This window comes from Funiculus sociatus GB2-C1, from assembly GCF_039962115.1.
Lineage (GTDB): Bacteria > Cyanobacteriota > Cyanobacteriia > Cyanobacteriales > FACHB-T130 > Funiculus > Funiculus sociatus.
On record NZ_JAMPKJ010000009.1, the window covers coordinates 37,107 to 50,829 of the forward strand.

At 43.2% G+C, this 13,723-nt stretch carries 8 protein-coding genes, 1 pseudogene and 1 CRISPR repeat array; of the genes and pseudogenes, 8 read left to right on the top strand and 1 reads right to left on the bottom strand.

Features of this window, described 5'->3' with window-relative positions:
- Positions 1-200 precede the first annotated feature (200 nt).
- The 5 genes from NDI42_RS06585 to NDI42_RS06605 all read left to right on the top strand — a co-directional run bounded on the left by NDI42_RS06585 (position 201) and on the right by NDI42_RS06605 (position 7,768).
- The gene (locus tag NDI42_RS06585; RefSeq protein ID WP_190459526.1) at positions 201-1,202 is read left to right on the top strand and encodes a multicopper oxidase domain-containing protein; all 1,002 of its coding nucleotides are present in this window, start codon (positions 201-203) and stop codon (positions 1,200-1,202) included.
- A gap of 148 nt (positions 1,203-1,350) precedes the next feature.
- Positions 1,351-2,367, top strand: coding sequence for a ComEA family DNA-binding protein (locus tag NDI42_RS06590; RefSeq protein WP_190459528.1), 1,017 nt, complete (start codon positions 1,351-1,353; stop codon positions 2,365-2,367).
- A gap of 190 nt (positions 2,368-2,557) precedes the next feature.
- Positions 2,558-2,992, top strand: a complete 435-nt coding sequence (locus NDI42_RS06595) for a ferritin-like domain-containing protein (protein ID WP_190417600.1) — start codon at positions 2,558-2,560, stop codon at positions 2,990-2,992.
- A gap of 86 nt (positions 2,993-3,078) precedes the next feature.
- Positions 3,079-4,047 carry an FTR1 family iron permease gene (locus NDI42_RS06600; RefSeq protein WP_190459530.1) on the top strand — a complete coding sequence of 323 codons (969 nt, stop codon included), beginning with the start codon at positions 3,079-3,081 and terminating at the stop codon, positions 4,045-4,047.
- Positions 4,048-4,889: 842 nt separating this feature from the next.
- A CRISPR array of direct repeats spans positions 4,890-6,136; the repeat unit is 37 nt; unit sequence GCCGGAAAACCTCTAAATCCCTATCAGGGATTGAAAC.
- 156 nt (positions 6,137-6,292) lie between these two features.
- Positions 6,293-7,768, top strand: a complete 1,476-nt coding sequence (locus NDI42_RS06605) for an ankyrin repeat domain-containing protein (protein ID WP_190459532.1) — start codon at positions 6,293-6,295, stop codon at positions 7,766-7,768.
- 95 nt (positions 7,769-7,863) lie between these two features.
- Here NDI42_RS06605 and NDI42_RS06610 read toward each other — a convergent pair whose 3' ends face one another.
- Positions 7,864-8,772, bottom strand: coding sequence for a cistern family PEP-CTERM protein (locus NDI42_RS06610; protein ID WP_190459534.1), 909 nt, complete (start codon positions 8,770-8,772; stop codon positions 7,864-7,866).
- Positions 8,773-9,496: 724 nt separating this feature from the next.
- Here NDI42_RS06610 and NDI42_RS06615 point away from each other — a divergent pair.
- The 3 genes and pseudogenes from NDI42_RS06615 to NDI42_RS06625 all read left to right on the top strand — a co-directional run.
- A complete protein-coding gene (locus NDI42_RS06615; protein ID WP_190459536.1) occupies positions 9,497-11,011 on the top strand; it encodes a dolichyl-phosphate-mannose--protein mannosyltransferase in 1,515 nt (504 codons plus the stop codon).
- Positions 10,990-12,777: a hypothetical protein gene (locus NDI42_RS06620; protein ID WP_190459538.1), complete on the top strand. Its 1,788-nt coding sequence runs from the start codon at positions 10,990-10,992 to the stop codon at positions 12,775-12,777. The genes NDI42_RS06615 and NDI42_RS06620 overlap by 22 nt, the downstream gene beginning before the upstream one ends.
- Before the next feature lie 209 nt (positions 12,778-12,986).
- Positions 12,987-13,280 (top strand): annotated as a pseudogene (locus tag NDI42_RS06625) (GHMP family kinase ATP-binding protein); the annotation flags it as partial.
- Positions 13,281-13,723 lie beyond the last annotated feature (443 nt).

Here is a 13,723-nt window from a genome sequence, read left to right on the forward strand (position 1 = left end):
GTTTTGGTTTACTTGGCCTAATTCGATATTTCAATCAACCTGTCGTTTGGATCGCGCAGGTAAATAGAGTTAATTGCTCTTGTGGCTAACGAGACCATACAGAAGGTCTACAAGGCATGAGCTATTGACAATAATTGATAATAACTACTCTGACATATATACTTCAATAGTAAGGAATTATTTTCAATAACAATCGGTTCATGACAGACCGTCCGCACAACAATACTGACTGGAACCGTCGCACATTTCTCAAGGTGGGAATGGCAGGAATCGGTTTAACCGGAGCAGCGATCGCTCTTAAACAGTTATCCGAGCTGAACTCCAAAGCACGGGTAATAATACCACCTTTGCCGAGCGATGCGGCGATGGCTAGTGGTATTAATCCAATGGCGGTGCTGCGGGATTTTGATTATGGCACGATAAAGCAGGAAAACGGACGGCAAATCCGGGAATTTCGCATTATTGCTGATAATTCCACGCTTCAGCTCAATAGTGCTGTTACTTTCAACACCTGGAACTTCAACAATCGCGTACCGGGGCCAACGTTAAGAGCCAAAGAAGGCGATCGCATTCGAGTTCTTTTCCTCAACCAAGGTGGACATTCCCATTCAATGCACTTTCACGGTTTCCATCGCTCGGAAATGGATGGGGTGAAACCTGTGCGTCACGGTGCAGCAACAGTTTATGAGTTTGACGCGGAACCTTTTGGGGTACATTTGTACCACTGTCACACTGAACCAGTTACGCGACATATTGGTAAAGGACTCTACGGGATGTTTATCATCGACCCGCCTAAAAGTCGTCCCCCGGCGGATGAAATGGTGCTGATGATGGCTGGCTATGACATTGACGACGATCGGCACAATGAACTCTACGCTTTCAATGGTCTGCCAGACTACTACATGATGCACCCGATCCCGATTTACCAAAATCAACTGATTCGGCTATATCTCCTGAACATGATTGAATTTGATGTGGCGGCAACGTTTCATCTTCATGCGAATATGTTTCAGGTTTATCCCACAGGAAGGACTCTCAAACCTACGGAGGAAACCGATGTAATTACGATGGGAACTGCTGAACGACACATTCTGGAATTTAGCTTCCGGTATCCAGGGAAGTATATGTTTCATCCCCATCAAGATTACATTGCCGAAGCAGGCTGCATGGGTGTCTTTGATGTCATCGAACGTAACGCTTAGTGCCTCTATGTTAGTCAGATATTTATCTCAAACTGTTGACAAAAATTATCAACAGCTTGAGAATGATTCATGCTTAGCTGTTGATAAGCTTTTTTAAAAGTCAGCGCTAGCACCCTCCCGGTTTGATCAGAAATTGTGAAGAATTAATATGAAATCTATCTTTCGTTTTTTCGCTCTTGCCTTTGCTGTCGCTAGTCTGCTAATTCTGAGCAACTGTAGTCAGACACCTTCCACAAGTGACACCTCAAACACAAACACGGCACCTGTTGCTAGTTCCAGTCCGGTCGCCACAACAACCCACAGCAATCATGGTGGACGGAAAATTAACATCAACAGCGCCATCCTATCCGAGTTGGATAAGTTAGAAGCAAAGTTAGGCGTTCCAGCACTGTCGAATAAAATTCAGGCGAGCCGTCCCTACGGTAGCACTGAAGAATTAGTATCTAAAAAAGTGATTAGCCAAGAGCAATTTGACCAAGTTAAAGATATGGTCACAATTGAGGATGTAGTGCTGACTGGAGAAGCGAAAGATGTTGATTATATGACAAAATTAGGTTTGATGAAAGGTCATCTTGTGGTTGCCAAAGAACTACTAGATCAGCAAAAACCAGAACAGGCAGAACCTCACATCGGACACCCAGTAGAAGAGATTTATGTTGATGTGGAAGACCAACTCCAAGAGCGAAACGTCAAAGAATTTAAGACAACTTTGATCGGTTTGCAAGATTTGGTGAAGTCTAAACCTAAAGATCCCCAAGTAAAGAATAATTTTAAAGTTTCCATGCAGGCGGTTGATGGAGCAATTCAAGGTTTGCCAGAACAACAGCGCCAGTCACCGGAATTCGTGCTACAGGTAGTTAATGGGTTGCTAGATGCGGCAAACTCAGAATATGGAGCAGCGATCGCTAACGGTAAAGTGTCCGCCGCAATTGAGTATCAGGACTCGCGGGGATTTGTTAACTATGCTGACCAATTGTTAAACAATGTCTCTGACCAAATGGCAAAAGAGAATCCGGAAGCTCAAAAAGCGATCGCATCTAGCATGACTGAACTCAAAACCGCGTGGCCCTCGGCTGTTCCTCCCGCTGCACCCGTGAAAACTCCAGAGCAAGTTTCCCAATTGGTTAAAACAATTGAGCAAAACGCGCAAAAAGTAATTAAATAAGTTGTAGAGACGCAACAAATAGCCATTCAAGGGTTGGGTGCGATACATCTGTAAGGACATAACATTGCCATGTCCCTAGCAAAACTGCCCGAAGGACAGAATTGCGATATACTCCACCCAACTGAGAAACGCTATATTGCGTCTCTATTCAAAACTCAGACGCGATATATCACGTCTTTACTAAAAACTGATGAAAGAGCTTGACCAAAAAAAGACCACCGACCTGCTGAACTCAATCATGGAATTTGAGCTAGCTGGTGTCGTGCGCTATACTCACTATTCCCTAATGGTGACTGGCCCAAACCGGATTCCAATTGTAGACTTTTTTAAGTTGCAAGCAACAGAATCTTTAACCCACGCTCAGCAAGCTGGAGAAATTCTCACAGGCTTAGAAGGTCATCCTAGCCTAAGAATTGCTCCGATGGAAGAAAGCTACCAACACTCAGTGCAGGATATTTTGCGGGAAAGTCTGAACCACGAGAAAAAAGCTTTGGATTTGTATAAAGCTTTACTCGAAACGGTGCAAGATTGCAGCATTTATCTGGAAGAATTTGCCCGCACTATGATCGGCACAGAAGAAATGCACAACATTGAAATTAAAAAGATGTTGCGTGATTTTAGTTAAAAGCTAATTGCTAATGGCTAATCGCTAATTGTAACTAGCCATTAGCAATAAACAATTAGCAATGAACAATTAGCAATTAGCAAATTATGGATTTTACTTCTGCCTTACCGACGTTTGTAATTACCTTGCGAGAAGGTGTCGAAGCCGCTTTGGTGGTGGGAATTGTGCTGGCTTGTCTGAGAAAAGCTAAACAGAGCCAGCTTAATTCTTGGGTTTATGCTGGGGTGGTGGCGGGACTGGTGGCGAGTGCTTTGGTGGGAGTGCTGCTTGGGGGGGTAAGTCAAGCCCTCTCGAAATCAAACAGTCCCTATGCGCCAGTTATGGAGACGTTGCTGGAGGGTATATTCAGCGTGATAGCGATCGCTATGCTCAGCTGGATGCTGATTTGGATGACGAAGCAAGCACGATTTCTGAAAGCTCAAGTTGAAGGATCTCTAACTGATGCCTTGAATCAAAATGCTAATGCTGGTTGGGGTGTCTTCAGTTTAATTTTTATTGCAGTGTTGCGAGAAGGATTTGAAACTGTTCTGTTTATTGTTGCCAAATTTGAACAAGGTTTGATTCCAGCCTTGGGAGCAATTAGCGGTATAGTTGTTGCTGTTCTGATTGGCGTAGGGTTATTTAAGTGGGGAGTTAAAATTAATATTCGCCTGTTTTTTCAGGTGATGGGCATATTATTACTTTTCATTGTAGCTGGTTTAGTTGTCTCAGCTATGGGACATTTTGACGCAACGGTTGCCACCCTTTCTAAGATGGATCGCAAATCAGCAAGTTTGTGTTTCTATTACGAAAGATTTGCCAAAGAAGCATCGTGTATTTTGGGGCCGATGGTTTGGAATACTACCAAAGTTTTGCCCCAAGAAAAGTTTCCTGGGCTGCTTCTTAATGCTTTATTTGGTTATACAGATAGGCTTTATCGGGTGCAAGCGATCGCTTACGTTCTTTTTTTAGTCAGCATCGGCGGCATTTATTTGAACAGTTTAAAAGGTCGCCCCAAGGTGGCAGCAGCCCAAGATAAATCAGTCCAAAACACAATCAGTTCCGGACAGGAATAAACTGTTGGTTTTTTGTTCGCTGCTTGCGTCAACCTATAGGTGTTTTTTGAAGGGGTCAATTTTTGCGGCTGAAACACTTATCCCGCTTGGATTTGAGCAAGATGACACCATTCCAGGGATTGGCCCAAACGCTGTAATTCATACTGTGCCTTGCTTTGAGGCGGTTTATGAAAATGCAATCTTGACATCCTGGTGCTTGAAACAGTACATTCACTTTAGGTTGACGTAAACGAACCTCGAAAACTCCATATATCAATGTTTCCAGAACCCGGCGTCGGAAAACCTCTAAATCCCTATCAGGGCAAAGTTAGCGGGACTAGGGGAAGGCGATGGATTAGGAGAAGGTCGGAAAACCTCTAAATCCCTATCAGGGCAAAGTTAGTTTTTATTAAGATTTTCAAAAAGCCAATCATAGTCGGAAAACCTCTAAATCCCTATCAGGGCAAAGTTAGCTCCACCTTTGCGAATTTGAGCAAGGTCAGCTCGTCGGAAAACCTCTAAATCCCTATCAGGGCAAAGTTAGAAATAAAATTACAGAATCTTCTATCGATAAAATATTCGGAAAACCTCTAAATCCCTATCAGGGCAAAGTTAGTCTGCCCCGGCAAAATCACCCCGTTTGCCGCATCGCCGCACTTGAGTCGGAAAACCTCTAAATCCCTATCAGGGCAAAGTTAGTTATCTAAGTTACGCTGAAATAATGCAAACTGATCGGAAAACCTCTAAATCCCTATCAGGGCAAAGTTAGCAGACATTAAGATCGTCAACGCCAACGACTTCAGTTCGGAAAACCTCTAAATCCCTATCAGGGCAAAGTTAGAGGAAAGTAATAGACAACTCTTGCCGGAAAACCTCTAAATCCCTATCAGGGATTGAAACATGGGAGCGCACATTTGACGCTCGATTCCCCAGAGCCGGAAAACCTCTAAATCCCTATCAGGGATTGAAACCCAACCCAGTAAAAAAACGGTTGGAGAAATTAGGTGCCGGAAAACCTCTAAATCCCTATCAGGGATTGAAACTCTCTTCAATCATCTAAATCCTCCATTTCAAAAAAGCCGGAAAACCTCTAAATCCCTATCAGGGATTGAAACACCTAAATGACTTTATAGAGACAGCACCTTGAGCCGGAAAACCTCTAAATCCCTATCAGGGATTGAAACGTTGAATTTCGGGAGGTACTGATTCAAACCGCATCGGCGCCGGAAAACCTCTAAATCCCTATCAGGGATTGAAACTCCCAGACAAACACGCCGCTAACACCGGAAGCCGGAAAACCTCTAAATCCCTATCAGGGATTGAAACCGCGCCAAGGTTGGCAGCATTGTTAGCTATTTCGGCCGGAAAACCTCTAAATCCCTATCAGGGATTGAAACGATTGAGCGCACATAAGCCCATAGCCGCGCCGCGTCGGAAAACCTCTAAATCCCTATCAGGGATTGAAACCTATAATGAGAAAAAACAACAATAGATAATGCCTTCGGAAAACCTCTAAATCCCTATCAGGGATTGAAACTATTAGCTTCAACATTATTCAAAGGAACCTGACCAGTCGGAAAACCTCTAAATCCCTATCAGGGATTGAAACGCTTTAGTAACACCATATTGGGCAGCCAAATCTGGTCGGAAAACCTCTAAATCCCTATCAGGGATTGAAACACAGCGCTCCGGCGAGAAATACCCACCGCAACCTAAGCCGGAAAACCTCTAAATCCCTATCAGGGATTGAAACAAACCTAAGTTGCTCCGATGATGGAGCGACTCATGCCGGAAAACCTCTAAATCCCTATCAGGGATTGAAACGAGGTTAGGATATCTATTTTTCCTGCTAAAGTTACGCCGGAAAACCTCTAAATCCCTATCAGGGATTGAAACATACCCGGATTGGGTGCTAGACGAAACGTTCTGGCCGGAAAACCTCTAAATCCCTATCAGGGATTGAAACCGCCTCATCTCGGAAGCGGCCGCCGAAATCTACGGCCGGAAAACCTCTAAATCCCTATCAGGGATTGAAACCTAAAAATCTTAGAGTATAGTAGAAAACCTTTATAAGCCGGAAAACCTCTAAATCCCTATCAGGGATTGAAACCTCTATTCTCCGACCTCGCGATGGAAACGATAGGGATGCTCATCCGGTAGCGTGTAAAATTAGCAATCGGAAATTTTAGGAATCAGTGCCAACATCTTCTCAAATTCCCAAATTGACGGTAAGTTGACATTGCGGGGGATGGGATGAGACTTTGGCATGAATGCAAATCAAGATTTAATCAGAGCAGCTAAAAAGGGCGACATCAAACGGATACAAGCATTACTCCACCAAGGCGCTGATGTCAATACCACTGATAGAGAAGGCACCACTGCTTTAATGTTTGCCGCCCAAAACGGCAACACCGAAATCGTGCGTGTGTTGCTAGACAAAGGCGCTAATATCAACCTTGCCAGAAAACAGTATGGTCTGACAACCTTGATGTTAGCAGCGGCAGCAAATCAGCTTGACGTGGTGCAAACTTTGGTGGCTAGAGGCGCTGACACGAACGCCAAAAACGAAGATGGGAGTACGGCGCTAATGGTAGCGGCGTTTAAAGGTCATGCTTCCGTGGTGCAAATTTTGCTGGATGCGGGTGCGGAAGTAAATGTAAAAGATAAAGTTGAGGATACCGCTTTAATCTTGGCTGTCCAAGAAGGTTATGCAGCAATTGTGCAAGCTTTGCTGGATGCTGGTGCTGAGGTGAATGCAAGTAGAAATGATGGTGTCTCTCCCTTGTTCCTCGCTGCTGGCTTCGGTCACGCTGACACCGTAAGAATTTTATTAGAACGAGGGGCGGATGCGAATTGTAGCAGAAATGACGGCAGAACTGCCTTAATGCAAGCTGCGGAATTTGGTCATAAAGATATCGCCCAGTTGTTGTTAGCGAATGGTGCTGATGTTAATGCACAAAACCAAGACGGTGAGACAGCTTTAATCTTGGCAATAGATGAAGGTGACGTTGAAGTAGTGCAAGTAATGCTTTGTGCTGGTGCGGATGTGAATGCTAAAAATCCGGATGGTTCAACAGCGTTGATGGCTGCGGCGGCGGTTGGCGATACGGACATCGTATCAGCTTTACTCGAAAAAGGCGCTGAAATCAACGCTCAAGATATAGATGGTGAAACAGCTTTAAACTTTGCGGTTGTCGAAGGTTATGACGAAGTTGTGGAGATTTTACTCAATCGGGGGGCTGATGTCCAAACGCGAAATAAGTTAGGGGATACGGCTTTATTAGTGGCGGCGTTGCATGGGAGAAACGCGATCGCATCCTCATTATTGCAAAAAAAGGCTGATTTCAATGTCCGAAATTTTGGCGAAACACCTTTAACGCTGGCAGCATTTCACGGACACAGCGAAACTGTCAAAGTGCTGCTGGATGCTGGTGCGAAGCCGAATACACGCGCCAGTGACGGGAAAACGGTGCTAATGAAGGCAGCTATGGCAGGACATACGGGCGTAATGCAACAGCTGCTTTCCTTGGGTGCAGATATCAATCTTCAGGATGATGTCGGTGCGACTGCTTTGATGTGGGCAGTACAGCGTCATCATGTGGAAGCTGTCAAAGTCTTACTTGATGCTGGTGCAGATGTAAATTTAAAAAATCAAGGCGGCTACACAGCTTTGATGATGGCACAAATGAATCGATTTCGGGATATAGTGCGATCGCTTAAGGCAGCAGGCGCTGTGGATTGAAACAAAAATAGAGTGCTAGGTATTGCCTAACACTCTAACTGAACTCTAAAAATTTGCGATCGCTTAATCAGTGCTGAAAGCTACTGATTATCGTCTTACTTGCGCTTCTTACCATAGCGCAGTAATGCCAAACCACTCAGCACGATTGCACCCATTGTACTTGGCTCAGGTACTGGTTCCGGTGTTGGAGTCGGAGTTGGGGTTGGAGTCGGTGTTGGAGTTGGAGTTGGAGTTGGAGTTGGAGTTGGAGTTGGGGTTGGAGTTGGGGTTGGAGTTGGAGTTGGAGTTGGTGTTGGGGTTGGAGTTGGAGTCGGTGTTGGGGTTGGAGTTGGAGTCGGTGTTGGAGTTGGGGTTGGTGATGGAGTTCCCTGACCCGTTCCGCTGGCATCGTTAAAACCATTACCCTCAATACTTTGGAAGCGAACCCCGAAGTTACTTAAGGTAAAGCTATTAACGCTGCCGCTGAACGCCAGAATAGGAGAAAAAATACCAGAACTACCAGTAGTAACACCACCATTTGATCCGCCTTGGCAGGTATTACCATCGGTGAAACATACATCAATATCACCGAAGCCATTAGGAAATTGGCCGCTTCTGTCGTTATCAAAAATCCCAGATACGCGGGTGTTTCCAGAACCACTAGGATTTCCGACTCCCAGCAGTGGTAGGTCAACATCAAAACCCAAGGCAGAAGTTCTAGAAGTGATGCCACCACTTGATGTATTGCGTAGCAATATATCAAAAGCCGCCTCGGTAGTGTCTCCAACCGTTGTGAATCCTAGAAAGGTAAATACCGCTTCCGATGAGAGACCAGAAACATTATTTCCGTTTACGTTGCCACCGAAGAAAACGTTAAAAGATTGATTAATATCATTACTATTAATTGTAACGCTATCCCCGCTGAAGGTAAACGCTGAAGCCGGGAGAGCTACTGCTAAAGAATAAACTCCAACTACAGACAGTGCAGATATCAAATGTTTTTTGTGTAAGTTAAATATGGTCATCTCTTTTCCTTTGTTTCCGTGCAATCTCTTACTTATGAAACTTTATCCCACTCAAATTAGTCTGTCTATACTTAATCGGTTATTTCATCGTATCTTTACGTAATTCTTTCGGATTAAAAATTTCCTATAAACTAATGGCTGTAAGTTTTTATAAGGTTTACTGTAAGTTCATGTGAATGTCTGTATTTATGAAATTTTCGTAAAATCAATACGTATTTTGATGATTTGTTTATGAGAAAACATGGAAAGCCCTCGTAAAAACAACTTTTTTACGTAGATTTACGCATGATTTCATTAAGCCATGAAGAGCTAATGTAGTTTTTACTTAAAAAATATAGTCAAAAACTAGGAAAGTTCCGGCAAAGACCTTTTAGGCTAAGTGTATTTACATAAACTGTTAGCAGCTACAACAAAGGACAGTGAGCCAGAAGCAAGCTAAGCTAACCTTTGAGCCTCGCGGATGGTATCGAACCGCTAATGCACAAGCTATAGCAATCCTGGGCAGAGTTGTGATACAGCCTTTCAGATACCCGACTTCGTAAGAGAAGTCAGGTATCTCGCCTTCACGAATCATTTAAGAATGCTATAGATACCGGTAGAAAATAATTGGCAAGCTAAGATTTAATGAAAGTAACCTATAAAATTGGCAATCAGCTAAGCCTTGGGCGTTATCCAGGCTTTCTTCCGGTTGTCTGATTCACTATTTTTTTTCCAAGGCGGTTTTATGAATTTATCTAAAGATCGTTCCCAGTCGTCTGTCCCCTGGTTCTGGATTGGGATGGCTGGGGTCTTTTTGCTGTCAGCGTTTTTGAGGTTCTGGGGATTAAGCCGATTTAACACCCTGGTATTTGATGAGGTTTACTTTGCCAAGTATGGGAATAACTACTTAACCAATACGCCCTTCTTTGACGTTCACCCGCCCTTGGGTAAATACTTAATCGCCATTGGTATTTGGCTAAGTCGCCTGCTTCCCTTGGGGAACGATGCACGTAACGAGTTAACGGGTTCTCTGCTTTCTCCTTGGAGTTACCGTTGGCTAAACGCCTTTACAGGTTCTTTAGTTCCGTTGGTAGTGGGAGCGAGCGCTTATCAGTTGAGTCACCGCCGCAGTTATGCTTTGATTGCAGCCCTATTTATGGCAGCCGATGGTCTGTTCTTGGTAGAGTCCCGCTATGCTTTGATAAATGTCTACCTAATTACCTTTGGGCTACTGGGGCAATTATTGTTCTTGCTGGCGTTGAATAGCGGTGCTGGACGACGCAGGATTTGGTTGGCTTTATCTGGTATCTGCTTCGGTGCTTGCGTTTCTGTCAAGTGGAATGGTCTGGGATTTCTACTTGGTATCTATCTGGTTTGGATATCTGCTTGGGTAATTCGATGGGTAGAAAAGAATAAAGATAAAAAATTAAATATTAAAGAGGAAAATTCTGTACTCAATACAGGCGAGGAAATACCCCTACAAGAGTTAGAAAATTTAACTTTCATCCAAAAGCTAACGCAGATTGATTTTAGGCATATGCTTTTTGAGTTGGGTGCTATTCCCGCGGTCATTTACCGCCTAGCTTGGATTCCCCACATACAACTAAATCCAGAACGCGGATTCTGGGAAATGCAAAAGCAAATCCTGGGCTATCATCAACGGGTTGGCGGAGATTTAAGTATACATCCTTACTGTTCTGCCTGGTACACTTGGCCCTGGATGATTCGCCCGGTTGGGTATTTTTTTGAAAAAGTTGGTAAGACTCCAGAACCAGCTTCATCTTTAATTTCTCCTTTCCCCCCTAGCCCCCCAAAGGTGGTTTACTTTGATGTACACGCGATGGGGAATCCGGCTTTATGGTGGCTTTCAACGGTAGCGATCGCGATATTACTATTGATATTATCCCAGCGAATCATCAGGGCAACTACAAATCATAACCTTTCTTTAGTTCAATCAACTGAGTTTGGTGTTGCCCTATTTTTGATATTAAATTATGTTGCTAACCTGCTGCCTTGGGTAAAAGTGACTCGCTGCGCTTTTCTGTATCATTACATGGGTGCTGCTATTTTTGCCTTTTTGGCGATCGCGTGGATAGTCGATAGCTACCTGCAAAGTTATAATCTCTGGCTTCGGGCTGTAGGAGTCACTATTATCTTTGCGATTTTGCTAGCTTTTGTATACTGGATGCCACTATATTTGGGACTCCCCTTGTCTCCGGAAAGCTTTGGAAGTCGTATGTGGTTCCGTTCTTGGATTTAATAGCTAGGGTGGGCATTATCCACCCTACTTATCTATTTATCTGGATTATGAAGTCATTACTGAAAATTTACCAATCTCATAAAAAAGCCCTTTTAGTTCTCTTTGCAACCTGGGGACTTTACTTCTTTCTTGTATTTATTCGGATGATTGCATATAAACCATCCGGTTTATATGTAGGTCACAAAAATGTGTGGGGAGACTGGGCGCTACACATTGGCATGGTTTCAATTTTTGCTTACAAAGACCCGCAATATTGGTTTGCTTATCACCCCGTATATGCTGGAGGGAAATTAACTTATCCATTCCTGGTTAATTTTATTTCTGGAATGCTAGTAAGAGTTGGATTTTCGATGGATATGGCATTTATTATTCCATCGTTGATTTATGTTTTCTTTTTGCTAACTGGTATGTATGCACTATTTTATATAGTGTTGAAATCTAAAAAGCAAACTCTTGTTGCCATATCTATCTTCTTTCTTTCAGCCGGATTGGGTTTTATCAACTTCTTAAGAGATTTTTCCAAGAATCCCAGCCTAAAGCTGCTTCTGTATCCAGAACAGGAATACAGTAATGCCATTCCTTATGAAGTATATTCCGGAAATTTTGTTGTCGGGATGCTGATACCACAACGAGCATTTTTGCTGGGAATGGCACTATCGCTTTGGATAATGACTGGTTTAGTTTATATTCTTTTAAATAGAAAGCAAGCTATAGGTAATAGAAGAATTTTGCTTGTATTAGGAACATTAGCAGGATTATTGCCAATTATTCATATCCATAGCTTTATAGTCATTATTGTTGTTACAGGCTCTCTATGCCTGATCTCCTATGAAAGATGGAGAGAATTGTTATTTTATGCTGTTCCCGCTGCAATTATCTCAATCTCCCTCTATTTGATGTTTATCTCTGGAGGAATTGAGAATCCACAATTTTTTCAGTGGTTGCCAGGATGGACATCTACAGGTGGATTAATTGGTTGGTTAAAAATGTGGATACAGTTATGGGGAATCATGTTACCTATAGCCGTTTTCGGATTTTTCTTGCTGAGAAAAAAGCCTCTAATTATTAAAACCTTCTTTTTTAGCTTTTTCTTATTATTTATACTTGCCAACTTCTTCTTATTCCAGCCCATGAGATTTGATAATACTAAAATATTTATGTGGGCATATTTAGGGTTTTCCGGCTTAGCCGCTGTTACTCTTTCCTGGGGCTGGAGAAGAGGTGGTAGAACTTTTAGCCGATTTGATGTCGTGTTGATGGCAATTGTACTCACCTTTACAGGTTCGCTGGAACTCATACGCCTTCAGAGAATTGACCGCAATCAAGTTCAGCTGGCTAACGCTGAAGATATTAAGCTAGGAGTAGAAATTCGAGAAAAAACTGATCCTTTAGCTATATTTCTGACTTCAACAGACCATAATCATCCAGTAATGATGTGGGGTGCAAGATCAATCCTAATGGGCTACCCTGGATGGGTGTTTACCTATGGTTTTTTGTATCAGCAAAGAGAAAAGGATATAGCAGTCATGTTTAAAGGAGGTGCAGAGGCAGAGAAATTGTTAAAGCAATATAAAATAAGTTATGTAGCTATTGGCCCTAGCGAGTTAAAAAATCTTCAGGCGAATGAATCTTACTACGCACAAAATTATCCCGTTGCCATTCAGAATCAAAACTATCGGATTTATGATGTGAGGAAATTAGGGTTAAATTCCAACGGCGAACAACAGCTAAATGCTAGGGGCAAAGATTGGAGGGAAAATTATTGAAAATTTTTGTTCCAGGTCGCTTGTGTTTGTTTGGCGAACACAGCGATTGGGCGGGTGGCTATCGCCGGGTCAATCCTAATGTAGAGAAAGGCTACACGCTGCTGGTTGGTACAAATCAAGGACTTTATGCCGAAGTTAAGGCGAATCCAACCCAGCTGATTTTACACGCTTCTCTGAGTAACGGCACTCGTAAAACGTTGAATCTACCGATGGAAACAGAGGTTTTACTTGCGGAAGCTCAAAAGGGCGGTTTTTGGAGTTATGCTGCTGGTGTTGCTTACCAACTTCTCAACCACTACCAAGTTAAAGGGCTGGAAATCGACAATTATCTGACAGATTTGCCGATTCAAAAAGGGCTATCGTCGAGTGCGGCAATTTGTGTCCTGGTGGCGCGGGCCTTCAATCGCGTGTATGACTTAAAGATGACGGTTCGGGAAGAGATGGAGTTTGCCTATCTAGGTGAAATTACCACGCCTTCCGGATGCGGACGGATGGATCAGGCTTGTGCTTACGGAAATCAACCAATCCTGATGATCTTTGATGGCGATCGCGCTGATGTCATTGAGCTTAAAATACGAAAGAATCTGTTTTTTGTAATTGTGGATCTTGGTGCTGGCAAAAATACGCAGGAAATACTACGTCAGCTAAATCAGTGTTATCCCTTAGCCACCAATGCAGTGCAACAAAATGTACAGAAATATCTTGGTTCAATCAGTTCTCAAATTACTCTACAAGCAGTAGACGCGCTACAAAAAGGAGATGCTGAAGAAATTGGTACTTTGATGCAAATTGCCCAAACCCAATTTGACAAACATTTAATTCCCGCCTGTCCTTCCCAGTTAACCGCTCCTATCTTACATCAAATTCTCAATTATGAGCCACTTAAACCCTATATTTTAGGGGGAAAAGGTGTTGGTTCGCAAGGGGATGGCACAGTACAATTTAT

Coding starts and splice junctions, on each gene's coding strand:
- NDI42_RS06615 (WP_190459536.1), top strand. CDS start 9,497: ATGAATTTATCTAAAGATCGTTCCCAGTCGTCTGTCCCCTGGTTCTGG.
- NDI42_RS06595 (WP_190417600.1), top strand. CDS start 2,558: ATGAAAGAGCTTGACCAAAAAAAGACCACCGACCTGCTGAACTCAATC.
- NDI42_RS06600 (WP_190459530.1), top strand. CDS start 3,079: ATGGATTTTACTTCTGCCTTACCGACGTTTGTAATTACCTTGCGAGAA.
- NDI42_RS06590 (WP_190459528.1), top strand. CDS start 1,351: ATGAAATCTATCTTTCGTTTTTTCGCTCTTGCCTTTGCTGTCGCTAGT.
- NDI42_RS06610 (WP_190459534.1), bottom strand. CDS start 8,772: ATGACCATATTTAACTTACACAAAAAACATTTGATATCTGCACTGTCT.
- NDI42_RS06605 (WP_190459532.1), top strand. CDS start 6,293: ATGAATGCAAATCAAGATTTAATCAGAGCAGCTAAAAAGGGCGACATC.
- NDI42_RS06585 (WP_190459526.1), top strand. CDS start 201: ATGACAGACCGTCCGCACAACAATACTGACTGGAACCGTCGCACATTT.